Consider the following 19,009-nt stretch of genomic DNA (forward strand, 5'->3'; position numbering starts at 1 on the left):
GGAATATTTGTGGACAAGGTAATAAACTATAAGTTATCAAAAGTCACTCGTTTAAAGCAGTAGTCTCATGCTGGTTAATGGATATATGGTAGACGAATGATGTCACAGGTTCGAGTCCTGTCGTTCCAATTGCGATTTTAATTCGCAGAGAGAAGGCTTGAAAAGGTCGCACATCATGTGGCTTTTTTTGATTGTAAAAAAGGTGGTGATGGAAAATTGAGTGGATTGAGAATAAAACAAAAGAGATTTGCAGATGAGTACATCATCTCAGGTAATGCGACGGAAGCCTATAAGAAAGCGGGTTATCGCGTTTCTAGTGATAGGGTGGCAGGTGTCGAAGGACATAAGTTACTAAAGAATCCTAAGATTAAAAGCTATATAGATGAACGACTGAAACAACTTGATTCTGAAAAAATCGCAGACCAGCAAGAAGTACTCAGCTATCTAACTTCAGTAATGCGAGGGGAGACGCAAGAGCAAACCCTATGTAGTATCGGAGAGCTAGGGCAACAGGTCATTGATATCGACGTAGGAGCAAAAGATAGGATTAAGGCGGCCGAACTTCTAGGAAAACGGCATAGGCTTTGGACGGATAAGGTAGAGGCTGACGTTTCTGGAACGGTGGTGTTTGCGAATGAGTCAGACATACCAGATTAAACAGAACGATATTGTTGTTGACCTACCTAAGACAGTAGGAGCTGGGTACGGACAATTTTGGCGCTCAAGAAATCTTTATCGTGTAGTCAAAGGGTCCCGTGGTTCGAAGAAGTCCAAGACAACTGCATTAAATTACGTTGTACGTCTTTTGAAATATCCCTGGGCGAACTTGCTTGTTATTCGTAGATATTCGAATACGAACAAGCAATCTACCTATACGGATTTTAAATGGGCGTGTAATGTGTTGGGCGTGACTCATTTGTTTAAATTCAACGAGTCTTTGCCTGAAATAACTATAAAAGCGACTGGGCAAAAGATTCTGTTCCGTGGTTTGGATGATGAACTTAAAATCACATCTATTACAGTTGACGTTGGTATCCTTTGTTGGGCCTGGTTTGAGGAAGCGTACCAAATTGAGACTGAAGACAAGTTCAGTACGGTTGTTGAGTCAATCCGTGGTAGCTTAGACGTACCTGATTTCTTTAAACAGATCACAGTCACGTTTAACCCGTGGAACGAGAGGCACTGGCTCAAACGTGTCTTCTTTGATGAAGATACGAGACGAGCTGATACATTCGCTACTACGACCACTTACAAATGCAATGAGTGGCTGGATGAGGTAGATATCAAGCGCTATGAGGATTTGTATCACACGAACCCAAGACGGGCTAGAATCGTTTGTGATGGCGAGTGGGGAGTTGCTGAAGGTTTAATCTATGAAAACGTGACTGTCAAAGAATTCAATAAGGATGAATTACTACAAGATTCAGCCAATAAATTATGTATCGGTCTTGACTTTGGTTTCACTCATGATCCAACTGCTTTGTGTTGTTCGCTCATAAACGATACAACGAAAGAGATTTATGTTTTTGACGAGGCGTATAAAGTCGGATTGATAACTAAAGAAGTTGCGAAGATGATAAAAGACAAAGGTTATCATCGCTCACGGATTATCGCTGATAGCGCTGAATTACGATTGATTGAGGAATTGAGGTCAGAGCATGGGATAACCCGAATTAAAGAGAGTCGGAAAGGTAAGGATAGTATCATGGCAGGCGTGTCCAAATTGCAAGGATACGCTATTTATGTGCATCCAGATTGTAAAAACATCATGGATGAATTTTATAGCTATTGTTATCAACAAGACAAAGAAGGAAACTGGTTGAATAAACCAGAAGATAAAAATAACCACTTGATGGATGCTTTACGTTACAGCCTTCAATGTATTGAGGGTGGCAAAGCAACCGTCCGCAGACGTTCTGATTATGGTCTATAGAGAGGAAAGACATGTACCAATATTTAACCTATCCACGAGATGGATATGATGAGGGTTCTTTGAAGAAAGACCTTATTTACAAATTGATAACGAAGCATAGCACTGAAGGCTCACGTTTGAAGAAACTTAAAAGCTACTACTTGGGTGAGCATGCTATTTTAAATCACAAGAGACGCAACGAGAACGCACCCAATTACAAGACAGTAGCCAATCATGCCAAGGATATTGCAGATACAGCTACAGGCTATTTCATGGGTAATCCTATCAAGTACAACAATACTGCTGAAGGTGATATTGATGAACTACTTACAGCGTTTGACGGTGCTGAGATTGACCAAGTAGATGCGCAGAATGCTTTGAACATGGCTATCTACGGTCGTGCTTATGAGTACATCTATGCCAAAGAGGGATTGACTGAGTTGGACTCAACTAGTATTGATCCAGAGAACACCTTCATGGTCTACGATGATAGCATTGAGCGGAAGCCTTTGTTTGCGGTCTACTACTATCAAGTTAAAGATGATACGAAAGACACTACTAAGTATCAGGCTGAGGTCTTTACAGAAAATCTGCACTATCACATGGTGCTGAGAAGTACAGATTCAGGAACAACTCAGAATGAGCAAGTAGAAGCCCACAATCTAGGTCAAATCCCAATTATCGAGTATCGCAACAATCACTTTGCGATTGGTGATTATGAGCAACAAATCAGCTTGATTGACGCTTATAATTCTTTGATGGGTAACCGTGTCAATGACAAGGAACAGGCAGTAGAGTCTATCCTAGTCTTATATGGCACTCAACTAGCAGACACTCCAGAAGATGCCAAGGTAGCGATGAAGATTCTTTCTGAAGAAGGTCTTTTGGAATTGCCGGGCGATAGTGCAAGAGCTGAGTTCTTGAAGAATACGCTGGACGAAAGTGCTACTGAAATCTTGCGTACGGCTCTGAAAGAGGATATCTACACATTCAGCCATGTGCCGAATCTTACTGATGAGAATTTCGCAGGGAACACGTCGGGCGTAGCCATGGAATTCAAGCTAATGGGTCTTGAAATGATCACTAAGACCAAGGAAGCGAATTACAAGCGAGGATTAAGACAGCGTATTGCTATCTTTGCTCATTACTTGGGCATGAAACAGATTGCTTTAGAGTCTCATTCAATCGTTCCACAGTTTAGCCGTGGTTTGCCTAAGAACTTACTGGAAATCTCTCAGATTGTGAACAACCTTGAAGGTAAAGTGACGAATAGACAGCTTATCTCACTCTTGCCGTTTGTAGAAGACCCTGACGCTGAATTGGAAGCCTTGGAAGAAGAGAAAAAGAAGAACATGGAAGACATGCCGATGTTTAACCAAGACAACACGAAACCCGAAGATGAGGTAGAGGATGAAGAATCAGGAGTATTGGGCGGAGAGGAAAGCCAATCTGATTTACCAACAGATGGACAAGGCCGAAAAGCAGGCAGACCAGTTCGATAAGGTCTATCAGGAAGCTAAGACTTACTTGGATAAGGAAATTAATAAGATTTTTGATAAGTTCCAACGTGATTATGGTCTAAGTCAGGTAGATGCTAGACAAGTCTTGAAGAACATGAAAGACAAGAAAAACTTGAATGAACTTCGTAAGGTGCTTGAAGCAAGACCGAATGACCCAAATATCCAAAGGCTACTGGCTGACTTAGATAGTCCAGCTTATTCTTTCCGTATGAAGCGCTTAGAGCGTTTGAGCGATGATTTAGACCGTATGCGTGAATCTATCTATCATTCAGAGAAAACAGGCTCAGATGTCTTTTATAGCGACTTGATGAAGGATAGTTATTACAAGGCTACCTTTGACTTGCAACAGCAGACAGGGCTGGCATATGGCTTTTCTGGGCTTCCTGAGAGCGAGATAAAACATCTACAGTCTTTCAGTTGGGTAGGCGACGGAAGTACGTACTCCACAGATATCTGGAAGAACACAGGGAAGCTTACTTCAAGCATAAAAGATGAACTACTCATAAGCCTCATGACAGGCCGAGATACACGAGAAACTGCACAAGCAATTGCTGAGCGATTCAATGTAGGTCAGAACGATGCAAGGCGTTTGGTTCGAACAGAATCAGCCTTTTTTCATAACCAAATGGAACTACTCAGCTATGAGGAAGCGGATATAGAGAAGTATATCTTTGTGGCTGTTTTAGACAAGCGTACATCACGCATTTGTCAGGAGCATGATAATCAGGTCTATGATAGGGATAAGGCTGTCCCTGGAGTCAATTGTCCGCCTATGCATCCGTGGTGTAGGTCTACTACTGTCGGATACGATGAGGACGCAGACTACAGCAAGCTGAAGCGCAGGGCAAGGAATCCAGTGACAGGTAAGACCGAGCTAGTACCTGCTGATATGACTTATAAAGAGTGGTATAGCAAGTATGTTGCGAAAGATGGGGAAAAGATGTATAATCAGGATATGAGTTCAATTGATTTAATGGCGAAATCACAACAATTCGTAGTCGGTGATAGGATTCGGGTCAGCGCTAAACAAGTTCATGGGACGGGTTATGATTTTTGGTTACAAGACAACACTAAGAAAATTAGGGATACCATGCGAAACGTTCATGAGAGTTTGAAAGATTTATCTGACTTTGACGTGCCTAAAATTGTCATTGTGAAACATAGTCGATTGAACGCTTTTGCAGGATATAATCAAGAACAAAATATTCTTTTTGTTAGTGATATTTTGCATTCAAAAGAGCAGATTCAGAACCTGTTGTCAGATGACTACTTTGCTTCAAATGACCTTACCGGTATTTTAAAGCATGAGTTGACCCATAAAAAACATTGGGATTCTGCAAAAGTGTTTTACAAAAAGAATAAAAAGAGGTATAATAACCTTGAAGAAGCAATGAAAGCATTAAATGCTCCGTTGGTGTCGTATGTGAAAACACAACAAAACCTTGATATGATGTATCTTCATAGAATTAGTATTGATGCGTTAGCTGCTTTTGAGAAAAATAATATCAATGAATTAGTAGCTGAAGTCGGTGTTTTAGCTGAAGACACGCCAGATAAAATATTGTTACAAAAAGTTAAGGAGGTACTGAAATGGAAGTAATGGCGCTACCTAGTAAAGAAACAATGCAATTCTATACAGAGATTTATCCATGGGTAAAATCCAGTTACCCAGATGATGAAACTCCTAGATTTGTATTTCAAGCGGATACCCCCAGTCACATTTTGGAAACGTTTAATCGTATTAAAGGTAAATTAGGTTACGAATATGCAAGGTAACTTTATGATACCTTTGAAATTAAACCAAAACTTGAATTTGCTTATTAATAGTTATCAAAGCACCTAGAGAAATCTAAGTGCTTTTTTCGTACTCAGAAAGGATTGAAAATGGATACAGTAAGAATTGGGATACCTAACGTAGAATTTTTAGGATCAAGCAAAAATGACTCAGCGACAGTGAAATTAGAGTTAAATATCCATGGGACGGATACGTTAAGTGTGATTGAGTTACTACCTAAAATATTAAAAGACATTTCTTCATTATCGTATGAAGTTGATTGATTGTGACATTAAAAGGAGTAAGATATGTTTATCTGGGATTTGGTATCAATTTTATTAGGTTGGATTATATTTTTTGCGTTAATTTTGTTCGTAATAATTAAATTATTTGAAGTGATTTCAACAGTCATTTCAACTCTAAAAGTCGGAATTGAATACAGAAAGAAACTGAAACAATTGAAAAATAAATAACCTAACCGCATCGAAATCGAGGCGGTTTTCTTATATTCTAACCGTATGGAATCCCGTACGGTTTTTTATGCGCACGAAGGGAAGATAGTTCGATTCTATCTTACGGGCTAATCAAGTTCGAGTCTTGAAACCTGGCGAGCGGTTCGAGTCCGCTGGTGCGCTTCGTCCAAACTGTACCGATGACATTAAAAGCTGTACTGTTCCGTCGCCGGACGTAAAGCGAGATTATCGAGTGGCGACGTAATCGCTGGAGGACAATTATGTCAGAAGAAATCAATGCAACTGTATCTACTGAATCAACTGAGACTGTCGACACTCAAGAAAATGTTGATACAGTGCAGGAAGAAAAGCACGAACGAACTTTCACTCGTGCTGAAATCGGTAAGATGCTATCTGCCGAACGCTCTAAATGGGAAGCTGAGCAAGAAGCTAAAGAGAACGAAGCTAAGAAGCTTGCCAAGATGAACGCTGATGAGAAACAGAAATATCAGTTGGATCAGCGTGAGCAAGAACTAGCTGACCGTGAAAAGGCTATTGCTCGCAAGGAATTGACCGCAGAAGCTAAAGCAATGTTAAGTGAACGTGACTTACCTGTTGAGTTAGTAAATGTAGTTGATTTGACAAGCGCAGAGACGGTATCGCAGTCTGTCGCTGTATTGCAGAAATCATGGGAACAAGCCGTACAAAAAGGCGTACAAGAAAAGCTAAAAGGCGGAGCTCCGATGAAACAAGCGCCAGTTGACAGCGACGGTATCACAAAAGAAGAATTCGCTCGTATGGGTTATCAGAGTCGAAATGAACTCTATCAAAAGAACCCAGAACTCTATAAGAAATTGAAAGGTTAAAATAAATGACAGCAGGACAAACTAAATTAGCCACTATGGTTAACCCAGAAGTGATGGCGGACATGGTTTCCGCTAAACTACCTAAATTGATTAAATTCACTTCACTGGCTTATGTGGAAACAGCACTCCAAGGCCGACCAGGGAATACTCTAAAAGTTCCAGCATGGGAGTATGCAGGAGATGCTGCAGAGGTTGGAGAAGGTCAAGCTATTACTCTAGACCAACTATCAACAAAAGAAAAAGAAATGACTATTAAAAAGGCTGCTAAAGGTTATGAAATTACCGATGAAGCTCTTTTGTCAGGTCTTGGTGACCCACTAGGTCAAGCGACTTACCAGCTTGGTTTGGCTATCGCTAATAAAATTGATAACGATTTGGTGGCAGTAGCGAAAACAGCAACACAACACGTTGCAGACGCTCCTACAACTATTGAGGCAATCGATAAAGCTCTTGATATTTTTGAGGATGAAGAAGATGCGCGATATGTTGCTATCATCAACCCTAAAGATGCTATTAAGCTAAAAACTGCAGTAGCGAAAGAATGGACTAAGGGGTCAGAGATTGGCGCAGATATGGTCGTTTCTGGAACCTTTGGTGAAGTTGCCGGTGTGCAAATCGTCCGTTCTAAAAAAGTTGATGAAGGTAAAGGATTTATCGTCAAAGTCTCTCCTAGCCAAACTCAGACAGACGACGCTAATAAATACGGTGCGTTTGTTATCATGATGAAACGTGACGTAGCTATCGAAACAGACCGTGACATCATTAAAAAGACAACGGTTATCACTGGTGATGAACATTATGGTGTTTACCTATACGACCCTACACGAGTTGTAAAATTCGGTGAGTAAGAGGTGGCGATATGAGCTTATTGCTACGACGTCATTATATACAAGAGGAGCAGGTTAGCCGGTATTCTGATTTAGAGAATAAGACTCTAGAAGAGTTGAAGAATCTAGCCAAAGAAGCTGGCATAGCTGGCGCCTATAAGTTATCAAAAGCCGAAATTGTAGAGGTGTTGGAGGATTTAAAAAGTGAAATTTAAAATCAAACAAGATTTCTACGATTGGAAATTAAATGTGAAACGACTGGTAGGAGAGGAAATTGAGATTACTGAGGAGCGCTATGCTGAGCTGACTGACAATTTTGCTAGCAATGGTGTCGCTATCTCAGATGTTCTTGAGGAAATTCTCCCTGAACCTGAGTTTTTAGAAGAGGATTGATATGTCTATAGAGTTGCTGAAGAAAATGACAGGCGAAGAAGATACTCAGCTTCTCATGTTGCTCCAAACGAGGGCTACAAATCTTATCTTATCAGAGACTAATCGCACATCTTTGACACCTGCTTTAAGTCTCTTAATACCTGAGGTTGCTATCGAGCTCCACAATCGCTCAGGAGCGGAAGGGGAACATTCTAGAACCGAAGGTGGTATAGCAGTAGTGTACGGAGAAAACGGCCTGTCTACGGGTCTTTTACAGCGTATACGCATGCACAGACTAGCAAGGGTGGCAGGCCATGTTTTTGAAGCAGAGTAGACTGAAACCTTATCCAATGCGACGGTTTGAAAAAACTGTCACAGAGGAAGGTGTCGCAAAAGAAGGATATGCCAAGGAAGCTGAGACAGTCCGCCTTGAATTGTGGCCAGCTAGTAGCAAGTTACAATCTGAGCTGTATGGTGAGCGTGTCAACGATATTTTGAATGCAAATGCCAACAAGTTAGCTACTATCAAAGTGAAAGATGGTGTGTGTATCGATAGCCAGACAGAAGTGACTCACAGGGTTATTTCTAAAAAGGTCTACACACATCATCAAGTTTTGGAGTTAGAGCGTGTCAGAGCTATTAGGGGCAGATAGACTTATAGCTAAGTTCAGAAAGTTGTCAGATGTTGCGCAACGAGATATTGTTTCAAAGGCGGTTCATCATGCAGCCAAAACCATTGTCCAAGCTGATGCTAAAAGGCTTGCACCAGGGAACAATGGAGAACTTAGAAATAGTATCAAGACTAGGGTTAAAATGGACGGAGATAAGGTTATAGGAGAGGTTTACACCAATCTGCACTATGCTCCTTACGTTGAGTTTGGAACCGGACCTAAGGGACAAGCTAGCCATTCTGGTATCTCTCCAGAAGTCAGCATGACTTACAAGTCTAATCCTTGGTATGTGCATGAAGACCAGATAGATATAGGACCTTACCATTTTCAAAAGATTGGGGAGTTCTACAAGATGTATGGTCAACCTGCTCAACCTTATCTTTATCCAGCTTTAAGAGACAATCAAGAGCGTGTGTCTAAGAATATTTCGAATTATGTGCGTAGAAAGATAAGAGAACAAATATAATGATCAATATCAAGCCTGTTATTTATAAAGAATTGCAAAAGGTCGCAGATAATGTGACTGATACTTATCCTAGCGATTGGGAGAATTTCCCAGTCGTTATTTTTTTGGAAGAACAAAACAAGCCGGGTGATTGGTTTGATGACCAGGAACAAAAATCATCTATCCGCTACAAGGTGGATATCTTTGATGATACCAGCACTAGTGAGTTAGCTGTTAAAATCAATCAGATTTTTGAGTCTTTAGGTTTGCGAAGAACCGACTGCCAAGACGTGCCAGACCCGTCACATTTGAGACATAAGGTCATGCGTTTTGAAGGTGTTGTTGACTTACACTCAGAGCTTGTTTTTCAATTTAGAATGGAGAATTAAACATGTTAGCAAATGGAATTACGTTAGCTTATGGTACAGCTAAAGGAACTTATACTAAACTTGCTGGGTTGAAAGAAGTACCAGAGTTTGGTATTGAGCCTGAAAAAGTAGAGAACACTACTCTTGAAGACAAAGTTAAAAAGTATGAATTCGGTATTGGCGACGCAGGGGAATTGGAGTACAAATTCGCTTATAAGAACGACGGAGAAACCGCACCTTATCGCGTATTGCGTAAAGCGGCAGACAACAAGACAAAACTCTTCTTTGAACAAACTTACCCAGACAACACTAAAGTTCATTTTGAAGGTCAAGTATCTGTTAAGCTTGGTGGTGGCGGTGTCAATGCCGTTATCGAGTTCACCCTTAAAATTGCTTTGCAGTCAGAGTTGGAATTTGTAGACGGTCTTGGAGGTTAATTAAATGGCGTTAAAATACACAACTTGGAAAGTTACTGATGAAAAAGAGTTGAAGCTACGTTTGACATCTCATCAGGCTGCAACTGTGGAAGAAAAAATCGGCATGAACTTGTTAAAGATTTTTATGCCTGAAGCTGGTGAAGAATTCACTTTACCGCCTTTGAAAGTTATGTTGTTGTTAGTTCATGGAGCCTTGCAGCAGTATGAACATGGGTATTCCTTTGAGGATGTCTACGATCTATACGATGAATACGTGGACAACGGTGGAGACCAAACAACCTTCATGTCAGAGGTTTTAATGCCACTCTTTGAAGTATCGGGTTTTACTCCACGAGGAAGCAAGGACAAGAAAACTTCCAAGAAGAAAATGACAGTAGTCGAGTAATCTTAACGGTAACGCAGATTATTGAGAGGCTTTATCCTATGTTTTTAGACATCGGGGGTAAGCCTCTTGATTTTTGGGATTTGACGGTGCTTGAAATCAGAGAAATGATTGAAAGCTATAACCGTGTCAAAATCCGAGAGCGTAAAGAGAAGATTATTGACTCATACAGACTTTCGCAGATGATATCCAACCACGTTTCTTTATTGTTATCCAAGGATGCCAAGGTATTTGAGTTCTGGGAATATGCTCCTGAGTTGTTTGTAGAAGAACAGCAAGCGGTAGAACAGGAACGACAGAGACAAGCGTTTTTGCTGCATAAGGAACGGATGCGTGATTTTGCAGAAAGACATAATCGAAAAAGGAAGGAGGAAGTGAATGGCAACTCTTGACGAATTGAAAGTCATGATTGACGCTGAGATAGCGCCTTTCAGGAAGAAGATGAAAGAAGTCGAGAATCAGGTCAAAGGAACATCTGACCAAGTGAAGAATGCCACTGCCAAAGTTCGTGAACAGTCGAACTCTATCGGTAGTGCGTTTGGCAAGCTAGCTAAGTTCGCTGGTTTTGCGATCCTTGGTAAGAAATTGCTTGATGTTGGGATGTATTCAGCACAGACGGCTCTTGAAGTATCAGCGTCTATGAACCAAATCAAACGCCAGATGGGCGAGAGTTCACAATCTTTCTTAAAATGGGTTAACGATAACGCTAACGCTATGAATATGGGTGTGGGTGAGGCGACCAACTACGGTGCAGTATACTCAAACCTATTTTCTGGATTTATCAAAGATACCAACAAGCTAAGCGCCTATACTGCTAAGATGTTGCAGACATCGGCAGTTATTGCAGAAGGTTCAGGCCGTAGCATTACAGACGTTATGGAGCGTATTCGATCAGGTTTGCTAGGGAACACCGAAGCAATTGAAGATCTAGGAATCAACGTCAATGTGGCTATGATTGAGTCTACTGAAGCTTTTAAGAAGTTCGCAAACGGACAGAGCTGGCAACAGTTGGACTATCAAACCCAGCAACAAATCCGCCTTATGGCTATCTTGGAACAGGCTACAGCCAAGTATGGTGATACCTTATCCAACTCAGTCAATGGTAGTATCAGCTTGTTTAAGTCGCTGATGAAAGATAGTGCATTGAATCTGGGTAATGCTATGTTACCGATTATCAATGCCATTATGCCTGTTTTGAACTCTTTTGCCATGGTATTGAAGAACGTGACTGCTAAACTCGCTGAGTTTATCGCTTTGATGTTCAACAAGAAAGCGACAGTAAAAGATGGCGTCGGTGGAGCAGTTGGAGACATGGGTAACGCCATGAAAGACGCTGCAGACGGAGCAGGAGATCTTGCTGATGCAGTGGACGACGCTGGAGATTCAGCAGGAGGACTTGCTGATAATCTTGGAGACTCAGCTAAAAACGCTAAGAAGGCTGCTAAAGAATTGCTAGGTCTTTTGGGATTTGATGAGATTAACATCTTGCAAAAACCAAAAGACGATGATGCAGGCGGTTCTGGAGGCGGTGGCGGAGGCAAAGGTGGTAAAGGAAAGGGAGGCGGTGGCGGACCTTTCAAAGACATCTTGCCAGAAGTCGAGTTGACCGACATGGACAACAAATTCAAGAGCATTTTTGATGGTCTTGGAGATAAGCTGAAAGGGTTGTTTGACCTCTTCAAAAAAGGTTTTGATGCAGCATTTAGACCGGAAGGTTTAGAGCGTATCAAAGCTGCTTTAGAGCGAATCAAGAAAACTCTTGAAGAAATCGCTACTGATCCAAGAGTTGTAAATGCCTTTAACCGCATGACCGAGAAAATTGCTTATGCTTTGGGACAAATTGCTGGTTCGTTAGCCACTATCGGAGTTGGTATTGGTGTACTCCTTACTGAAAGTATTGCGAACGGCCTTGAAAGGCAGAAAGAACGGATTATCAGGGCGCTAGTCGCTTTGTTTGATAATATTGGTAACATTGCAGAGGCTGTAGGAAATATCGCTCAGGCTTTTTCTAGTGCTTTCTACGACGTCATTACTTCAACTGGTGCGGTTCGTATCGGTAGCGCTATTGTGTCAACTCTATTAAGCTTGACATCTACCATTGTTGAAGTTGGTAGTAAATTAGCAGGAAGTCTGTTTAAAGGTTTTGAAAAAGTCGTTGTGACAAGCGCTCCTAAAATTTCATCAATGCTTCAAAGTCTTTTGGACATTGTAGCTCCGATATTTGAAACTATTGAGAGTGTTGTTGATAAGTTTGGCGATGGATTGAGTAGTGTCTACGATGAACATGTAGCCCCTGCTATTGACTCTATTGCTAATGCTTTTAACGGACTAATTGATATTATTCAAATACTTTGGGAAGGAAGTTGGAAGCCTTTTGCCGAGTTCTTGTCTAATACGTTCGGTATAAGTATTGAAACTGTTGCTGATTTATTAGGCGGTATCATACTAGAAGCATTGAAGTTACTAGCTGATACAATCAAGTTAGTAGCTGACGGTTTTACTGCTTTTTCTGATTGGTGTAAAGAAAATAAAGAGATTATCTCCACAATCGCTAATGTTATTGGTACGCTTGCAACCGTGTGGCAAGGAATTAAGTTCTTGTCTTGGGCTGAACAAGCTGGAGGACTTGCAGGAGCATTCGAATTATTAAGTGGCAAGGTTTCCTTTATTGTTAGCGGAATTAAAAACCTTGGACTAGCTTTGAAAGCTTTGACATTTGATAAATTGGTCAGCTTCGGAGAAACCATCTATTTGAATGCGTTGTATGCAAAAGACTTTGTAGTCAATTCAGGTAAATTGATTGTAGAGTTAGGAAAAACTGCTCTAGAACTTGGTAAATCAGCACTGGCGTGGGGTGTTCATGCAGCACAAATGGGGCTTGCAGCAGCGGCAGAAATCGCTCAATCGGTTGCAGCAGGAGTTGCAGCAGCTGCAACATGGGCACTCAATGGAGCTATTGCAGTCTTGACCAGTCCGATAACCTTAGTTATTGCTGCTATTGCAGCCTTAATTGCTATCGGTGTCTTGCTCTACCAAAACTGGGACACTGTTGTTGAGTTTGCTAAAACTGCATGGCAAGGACTATGTGATTTTATCAGTGGTATTTGTCAAGCGATTGGCGAATTTTTCAGCGGTCTATGGACGAAACTTCAAGAAATCTTCGAGCCAATAGGCCAATGGTTTAGCGAGAAGTTCCAGCAAGCATGGGATGCCATTGTAGCTATCTTCTCTGGTATCGGAGAGTGGTTCTCTGGTGTATTCCAAGGCGCATGGGATGCCATCGTTAATATCTTCACGCCAATCGGTTCATGGTTCGGACAACGTTGGGCGGATGTTACTAGTGCTTTAGCTAATATTGGAGCATGGTTTACTGATATGTTCCAAAAAGCATGGACTGGTCTAACAAACATCTTTAGCAAACTAGGTTCATGGTTTGGCGAAAGATGGAACGATGTTACAAGTGCGCTTTCCAAAGTAGCAAGCTGGTTTGGCGAGATCTTCGGAAAAGCTTTTGACGCTGTTAAAAATGCCTTTAGCTCTATCGGCGACTTCTTTAAAGGCGTTTGGGAAACTGTAAAAAGTATCTTCGTAAACGCTGGTCAGATGGTCGGAGAGGCAGTAGGTGGAGCGTTTAAGGGTGCTGTTAATGCGGTTCTTGACACTATTGAAAATGTGGTTAATGGATTTATCGGCATGATTAATGGTGTTTTAGATGTTGTCAGAAACTTACCTGGTCTAGGATGGATTGGAAGTGTAAGTACAGTTAGCCTTCCTCGTCTTGCCCGTGGTGGTATCGTCGATAGCCCAACAATCGCCATGATTGGTGAAGCTGGTAAAGAAGCGGTCGTACCACTTGAAAATACAGGATTTATCCAAACACTTGGGCGAGTTGTCAGCAGTGCAGTAGTAAATGCCATGGCTGGTGTTGGTCCACAAGGTGGATTTTCTGGCGATGGCGACATCGTTATCCAAATCGCAGGTCACGAGTTCGGACGGGTGGCCATCCAAGAAATCAACAAGGAACACGAACGAGCAGGTCAAACCTTGCTCAAGATTTAGGAGGTTAAATGGCACAATTGACAATCAATGGGGTGGCTGTGAAGCCTCCCAAATCTTTTCAGGTCGGTATTCAAGATATCGATGGAGAAACAGGGCGTAATGCCAATGGAGACATGGTGCGCGACCGTATCACGACTAAGCGCAAACTAGACTGTGAATGGGGCATGCTGACTCAAGAAGAAATGAGTCAGCTTTTAAATGCCGTGTCAGCAGTCTTTTTCGAGGTCTCATATCCTGACCCTGTTAAAGGTCAGACCACTGGGACTTTCTATGTCGGCGATAGGACGGCTCCAAGCTATACCTTCACTGAGAAGTTCAAGCCTTGGTCTGGTGCTAAATTTAATCTGGTAGAGAGGTAAGAAGATGGACGCTTTAACCAGACGGCAATTTGACAGAGCCATGTTTGCCAAAGACAGGACGCTGGCTATTCGTGTTGGAGATTATGCTTCACGGGATATCAAAGAGGCTAGCTTTGAATATGGCTACATTAAAGGCGATACATATAAGCCCGGTGGAACGTGTGCTGGTAGCGGTAAGATTACCTTTACCAGTATCATTACCACGTTCAATAAACTGGATATCCTACACCCTGAGATTGGTCTACTGGTTGGGGATGCCTACCAGTGGGTCAAGATGGGAGAATACTTCATCAATGATATCGAGATTGACCGAAACCGCAACACAACCACGCTTGAACTTATGGACGGTATGTTCAAGCTCAATCGTGAGTATGTGACAGACTTGCATTTTCCAGCTGAGGTGCGAGAGGTTATTCAGGAAATCTGTCTAAAAACAGGCATTGAGTTGGCGAATGACTATTTCGGTATCAGCGCTATGCGCTACCATGTCGAGCAAGTTCCTGAGGGCAAGAAACTGTCCTTTAGGGATATGCTGAGTGCTATGACTCAGATGATTGGGATGTCTTGTTTCTTTAACCGAGAAGGCAAGATGGAAATCCGTGATTTGACTGAGTCCAACATCACAATTAATGCTGACAGCTATTTCTTACATGGTTTGACTAAGAGTGAAATCGAGTATCAGATAGCTGGTATCACTTGTAAGACGGATAAGAAGTCTCTGACGGTTGGTATGAAGACAGGTCGGTCATTGGAACTGGACAATGTCTTCATGACCCAGAGCGCTTTAAATGACCTTTATTATAAGCTGAAAAATCTGACCTACTATCCATATAATCTCAACTACCAAGGGCATTTGTTACTTGAGGTTGGGCAGTGGGTAACTATTCAGACCAACAAGAAAGAAACATTTAAAGTTCCTGTGTTAAGTCAGAGCTTCACTTTTAAAGGTGGTCTGAGAGGTCGTATCAGTGCAGACAGTAAGGCTGGGAATGATACCCAGTATTCTTACGAGGGTACGATTACCAAGCAGATAAAGCAACAAGATGGCATTGAAGCCAAAATCCAAGCGCAGATAGAAGCAGCGGACGCAGCCTTTGAAGCAGAGTTCGAGAAACGTAAAAAAGCGATAGATGATGCTATCGAAAAATACAAAGCAAATGCTGAAGAGTTTGGCGCCAAAATCCACGAGGAAATGGAGAAAGAGCGTCCTGAGTTCGTGAAACGCATCCGTGAGGAGCTCATGAGTGGTGCGGACTCAATCGCCGAACTCAGTAAGAAATTAGAGCAGGTTAGCGAAACTGCAAGGGTCAACGCTAGTCTGATTGGTGGTGACGGCACTACCCAGTACAATAAGAACCGCTTGAACGGTGGCACAGCCAAGAAAATCAGTTATGGAACGGATTTTGTAGAAGTTGGCCACAATGGCGATGGATTTGAAGTTGGCAAGAAATACGTTATCAGCTGGTCAGCAACCTGCACACCTTACGGTAAGACGGATGTGACTGTGGTAGTCAATAAAACACCGTTCTATGGTGGCCACGTTCATCTTGCGCCTGCTAATGCGGTCATGCCAGCGATTGATAAAGACCTTGTTCAGAAAGAAGAGAAGGTCTTGGCGGTCTACTACGGTGCTTATCGTCTGACCTTTTCAGGCGACTGGTATCAGAATATAGAGCAGTCTTTGACGATTGACAATCAGACAAGACGGATTGAATTAGCGCCTGTTTACAAGACGGTTGCTGATGGGCAAAATGCAAGATATGAGGGAAGTTGGAGTGAGAACCCAACTTTTATTTTTGATGGAGGTAGAACATGACGGAAACAACGCCTGAAGTAGTACCTATCAGGGTACGACATAAACGGATGCCAGCTAGTGAGTGGGCAAGAAGTAACTTTGTGTTGTATGACGGAGAGTTAGGCATTGAGAGTGATACTGGTAAGGTCAAGGTTGGAAATGGCCGTGACCGATTCTCAGCCCTGCAATATCTAACTGGTCCCAAAGGAGACCGTGGAGAACGTGGGGAAACAGGACCACGAGGGGCGGACGGTGTTATGCGATTCGAGAACCTGACGAGTCAACAGAGAGAGGGCTTGCGAGGAGATAACGGCCATAGCTTAAATGCCAATGTACGTATCGAAGGAAGCTATCGAAACGGTGCGACTAGTCAGTTGAATTTGATCGCGGACGTCTACTATGACGGGACACGGTTAACCAGTGGCTATACTGTTGATTATTACTACAGAGGCTTTGGGAATAATAACTGGCAAAGTTTGCTGAGCCAAACGCCTGATGCGAACGGTAAATTTGCTCAGTGGAACGCCTCTCAACGTTCAGGAGGCTGGTTTGAGGTCTACATTGTTGTAACGCACAATGGCATTAAAGCGGCTGCTAGCACACGACTTGACAATGTCAGTGACGGTGCAAGAGGGGCGAATGGTGCAACAGGTCCAGCAGGACCGGCAGGACCAGCTGGTGCTAGAGGAGAAATAGGTCCTAGAGGTGCGGACGGAGCTCCAGGTCAAAATATCATCAATCAAAACGGTGGGCGACCGATGAAGTATTGGGCTGGCACAAGGTCTCAATATGACGCGATTCCTAACAAGGATAGTAATACTATCTATGACATCTATAGTAATTCGTAGGAGGTAGTATGGCTAGAGAAGGAATTTACGTGGGTAGCAAGGAAGTTGCTGAAAGATATATAGGAGATAAGCTAATCTGGAAAAAATACAGATTTCAAATTGTAAACACTTTGTCATTGACTATATTAAATATTAACTATCAGTCAGCTACTTTAGACTTTTACACTCGATTCTCGTATCGATATGTAGGATTAAACTCAGGGTACTACTATTTGAGGATAGAAGAAAAGTTCGTCAAAGTATATGCCTATAATTTATCAACACCTAATCCATCTTTTGTGTTTTTACTAGGTCAAAATGAAGATGCAGGAGTAGATGAAGCAAGCAAGCGTCAAGCTTTATCTGATTTGACACGAAACTGGTTTAGAAATGATTATAAAGATATTGTTTTATATGACAGAATGAGGTAACACATGGATATTACCATTCAAAACGTCCGGTCTCCTGCTTTGGAGCATAACGGGCGGTATTATAAGGTCTTTCAGCCACGGACACGAGATGAACTGCTGAAGCTTCATCACATGGGCTGTGTGGGTGATACGGTGCTGACGGATATCCAACTGGAGCAGGGGGATTTTCCTACTAGCTTCGTGGAGCCTACTGTCACGCAACGTACTTTGTCAGGTCTCTTCAAGGATATGCGTTCTATCGAACTGGAACTGAGAGATCCAAACAGCACCCTGTGGGGCAAAATCCAGCAGAACAATCAAGGGGCGCTGACTCAGTTCTTTGATACGAATGTCAAGAGCGCCATCGCTCAGACGGCTAGAGAAATCAGGCAGGAAGTGCGAGACGCTGCTAACAGTGCGAGGGTACAAGTGACGCCTGAAGGTGTGACCATCGGCTCTACTACTCTAACTGGTGAGCAGTTAGCCTCTACCATTTCCACAAGTCCGAGAGGGGTTGATATCATCGCTCCACACGTTCGAGTACAGTCAGATATGTTGGTAGATGGTGCTGTAACAGCTAGGAAGATGGCCGCTGGTTCTGTCACTGCTGAACATATCCAAGCTGGAGCTATCACGGGAGATAAAATCAGCGTAGATGATGCCTTGATTCGGAACCTGACCGCTAGAGATGCCTTGATTGACAAGCTGACATCCAAGCAAATCTTCACAACCAAGATTGAGTCTGTCGTATCTAGTTCAACATTCCTACAAGCCTATCAAGGTGAAATTGGAGGTTTTACCTTGGGTCAGTTCGACAACGGAGGCGGTCGCTGGATTTCTGGAGTAAACCAATTCTCTGTTGGTATGGGGAATGGTGCTGGTTATGGCACCAAGACAGCTTTTTGGGCCAATTGGGGCGATAACTGGAACCAAGCAGGACCAAACTCTTGGCATGTAGATACAGATGGACAGATGTATTGTAAGAATACAGTTAGTTTTTATGGTAAAGTTGACTTTTCTGGATCTACAAACGTTAATTTCTACAGCAAGATTAATGCTGCCAAAGGTATCTGGACAGGAAATGCAGACATTTATGGTGCTGGGTCAAATCCAGCTGGAGGAGAGAATGCCGTCGTCTGGTGGAATCAAATCACTAAAGCAAGCTGGAGAGGCTATGCAGGTATTACTTCGAGTTCAGATAGACGCTTGAAAGAAAATATTAAAGAGAGTCCAGTTAATGCTTTGGATAAAATCCAAGCATTGAACATGGTCTCTTTTGATTTCATCGAGAGCCAGAAACACGAAGAGGTTGGTTTGATTGCGCAGGAAGTACAGGAGGTAGTCCCTTATGCAATTGAAACAGATGAAGTAACATCTTATCTGTCTATCAACTATTCGAAATTCATCCCCTACTTGCTGAAGGCCATCCAAGAACTGGACCAGAAAATTAAAGAATTGGAGAACATACATGGATAATCACACAATCGACAAGCTTGTCGCTGAATCACTCGTCAACCGTTTGGCAGAAGGCGA

General features: G+C 42.4%; 22 protein-coding genes and 1 pseudogene. All 23 read left to right on the forward strand.

What is annotated here, in order from left to right; all coding sequences use genetic code 11:
* The first annotated feature begins 216 nt into the window (after positions 1-216).
* The 23 genes and pseudogenes from N8M20_RS08940 to N8M20_RS10785 all read left to right on the forward strand — a co-directional run bounded on the left by N8M20_RS08940 (position 217) and on the right by N8M20_RS10785 (position 18,952).
* On the forward strand, positions 217-657 hold the full coding sequence (locus N8M20_RS08940; RefSeq protein WP_261080367.1) for a terminase small subunit: 441 nt from the start codon (positions 217-219) through the stop codon (positions 655-657).
* Positions 635-1,933 (forward strand): PBSX family phage terminase large subunit, encoded by a 1,299-nt coding sequence (locus N8M20_RS08945; RefSeq protein WP_261080353.1) that lies wholly within the window; start codon positions 635-637, stop codon positions 1,931-1,933. Before N8M20_RS08940 ends, N8M20_RS08945 begins: the two co-directional genes overlap by 23 nt.
* Positions 1,934-1,944: 11 nt before the next feature.
* Positions 1,945-3,414 carry a phage portal protein gene (locus tag N8M20_RS08950; RefSeq protein WP_261080354.1) on the forward strand — a complete coding sequence of 490 codons (1,470 nt, stop codon included), beginning with the start codon at positions 1,945-1,947 and terminating at the stop codon, positions 3,412-3,414.
* Positions 3,323-5,032 (forward strand): minor capsid protein, encoded by a 1,710-nt coding sequence (locus N8M20_RS08955; protein WP_261080355.1) that lies wholly within the window; start codon positions 3,323-3,325, stop codon positions 5,030-5,032. Before N8M20_RS08950 ends, N8M20_RS08955 begins: the two co-directional genes overlap by 92 nt.
* Positions 5,023-5,208, forward strand: coding sequence for a hypothetical protein (locus N8M20_RS08960; RefSeq protein ID WP_261080356.1), 186 nt, complete (start codon positions 5,023-5,025; stop codon positions 5,206-5,208). Before N8M20_RS08955 ends, N8M20_RS08960 begins: the two co-directional genes overlap by 10 nt.
* 108 nt (positions 5,209-5,316) lie before the next feature.
* Entirely contained in the window at positions 5,317-5,490 is a 174-nt protein-coding gene (locus N8M20_RS08965) for a hypothetical protein (RefSeq protein ID WP_261080357.1), read from the forward strand.
* A gap of 449 nt (positions 5,491-5,939) precedes the next feature.
* A complete protein-coding gene (locus N8M20_RS08970; protein ID WP_001288021.1) occupies positions 5,940-6,524 on the forward strand; it encodes a DUF4355 domain-containing protein in 585 nt (194 codons plus the stop codon).
* 5 nt (positions 6,525-6,529) lie between these two features.
* Complete coding sequence (locus N8M20_RS08975) at positions 6,530-7,372, forward strand: N4-gp56 family major capsid protein (RefSeq protein ID WP_173278533.1); 843 nt, start codon at positions 6,530-6,532, stop codon at positions 7,370-7,372.
* An 11-nt stretch (positions 7,373-7,383) separates the two neighbouring features.
* Positions 7,384-7,566 (forward strand): Rho termination factor N-terminal domain-containing protein, encoded by a 183-nt coding sequence (locus tag N8M20_RS08980; protein ID WP_261080358.1) that lies wholly within the window; start codon positions 7,384-7,386, stop codon positions 7,564-7,566.
* The gene (locus N8M20_RS08985) at positions 7,556-7,744 is read left to right on the forward strand and encodes a hypothetical protein (protein WP_261080359.1); all 189 of its coding nucleotides are present in this window, start codon (positions 7,556-7,558) and stop codon (positions 7,742-7,744) included. The genes N8M20_RS08980 and N8M20_RS08985 overlap by 11 nt, the downstream gene beginning before the upstream one ends.
* 1 nt (position 7,745) lies before the next feature.
* Positions 7,746-8,057: a phage head-tail connector protein gene (locus tag N8M20_RS08990; RefSeq protein ID WP_000021225.1), complete on the forward strand. Its 312-nt coding sequence runs from the start codon at positions 7,746-7,748 to the stop codon at positions 8,055-8,057.
* Positions 8,038-8,376 (forward strand): hypothetical protein, encoded by a 339-nt coding sequence (locus tag N8M20_RS08995; protein ID WP_261080360.1) that lies wholly within the window; start codon positions 8,038-8,040, stop codon positions 8,374-8,376. The genes N8M20_RS08990 and N8M20_RS08995 overlap by 20 nt, the downstream gene beginning before the upstream one ends.
* Entirely contained in the window at positions 8,351-8,860 is a 510-nt protein-coding gene (locus tag N8M20_RS09000) for an HK97-gp10 family putative phage morphogenesis protein (RefSeq protein WP_261080361.1), read from the forward strand. Before N8M20_RS08995 ends, N8M20_RS09000 begins: the two co-directional genes overlap by 26 nt.
* Positions 8,860-9,228, forward strand: coding sequence for a hypothetical protein (locus N8M20_RS09005; protein WP_261080362.1), 369 nt, complete (start codon positions 8,860-8,862; stop codon positions 9,226-9,228). The genes N8M20_RS09000 and N8M20_RS09005 overlap by 1 nt, the downstream gene beginning before the upstream one ends.
* A 2-nt stretch (positions 9,229-9,230) precedes the next feature.
* Positions 9,231-9,644 carry a phage tail tube protein gene (locus tag N8M20_RS09010; RefSeq protein WP_049515339.1) on the forward strand — a complete coding sequence of 138 codons (414 nt, stop codon included), beginning with the start codon at positions 9,231-9,233 and terminating at the stop codon, positions 9,642-9,644.
* Positions 9,645-9,648: 4 nt separating this feature from the next.
* A complete protein-coding gene (locus tag N8M20_RS09015) occupies positions 9,649-10,029 on the forward strand; it encodes a DUF6096 family protein (RefSeq protein ID WP_261060355.1) in 381 nt (126 codons plus the stop codon).
* Between the two features lie 38 nt (positions 10,030-10,067).
* Positions 10,068-10,418 (forward strand): hypothetical protein, encoded by a 351-nt coding sequence (locus N8M20_RS09020; RefSeq protein WP_261080363.1) that lies wholly within the window; start codon positions 10,068-10,070, stop codon positions 10,416-10,418.
* Positions 10,405-14,085, forward strand: coding sequence for a phage tail protein (locus N8M20_RS09025; protein WP_261080364.1), 3,681 nt, complete (start codon positions 10,405-10,407; stop codon positions 14,083-14,085). The genes N8M20_RS09020 and N8M20_RS09025 overlap by 14 nt, the downstream gene beginning before the upstream one ends.
* A gap of 8 nt (positions 14,086-14,093) precedes the next feature.
* Positions 14,094-14,444 (forward strand): DUF6711 family protein, encoded by a 351-nt coding sequence (locus tag N8M20_RS09030; RefSeq protein ID WP_061424988.1) that lies wholly within the window; start codon positions 14,094-14,096, stop codon positions 14,442-14,444.
* A gap of 4 nt (positions 14,445-14,448) precedes the next feature.
* A pseudogene (locus N8M20_RS09035) lies at positions 14,449-15,616 on the forward strand (tail fiber domain-containing protein); the annotation flags it as partial.
* A 640-nt stretch (positions 15,617-16,256) separates the two neighbouring features.
* Complete coding sequence (locus N8M20_RS09040) at positions 16,257-17,087, forward strand: hyaluronate lyase N-terminal domain-containing protein (protein WP_261080365.1); 831 nt, start codon at positions 16,257-16,259, stop codon at positions 17,085-17,087.
* A gap of 8 nt (positions 17,088-17,095) precedes the next feature.
* Complete coding sequence (locus N8M20_RS09045; RefSeq protein WP_261080366.1) at positions 17,096-17,497, forward strand: hypothetical protein; 402 nt, start codon at positions 17,096-17,098, stop codon at positions 17,495-17,497.
* A 3-nt stretch (positions 17,498-17,500) separates the two neighbouring features.
* A complete protein-coding gene (locus tag N8M20_RS10785) occupies positions 17,501-18,952 on the forward strand; it encodes a gp58-like family protein (protein WP_419991753.1) in 1,452 nt (483 codons plus the stop codon).
* The last annotated feature ends 57 nt before the right edge of the window (positions 18,953-19,009 follow it).

Source organism: Streptococcus mitis (genome assembly GCF_946190275.1).
GTDB classification, from domain to species: domain Bacteria; phylum Bacillota; class Bacilli; order Lactobacillales; family Streptococcaceae; genus Streptococcus; species Streptococcus mitis_DC.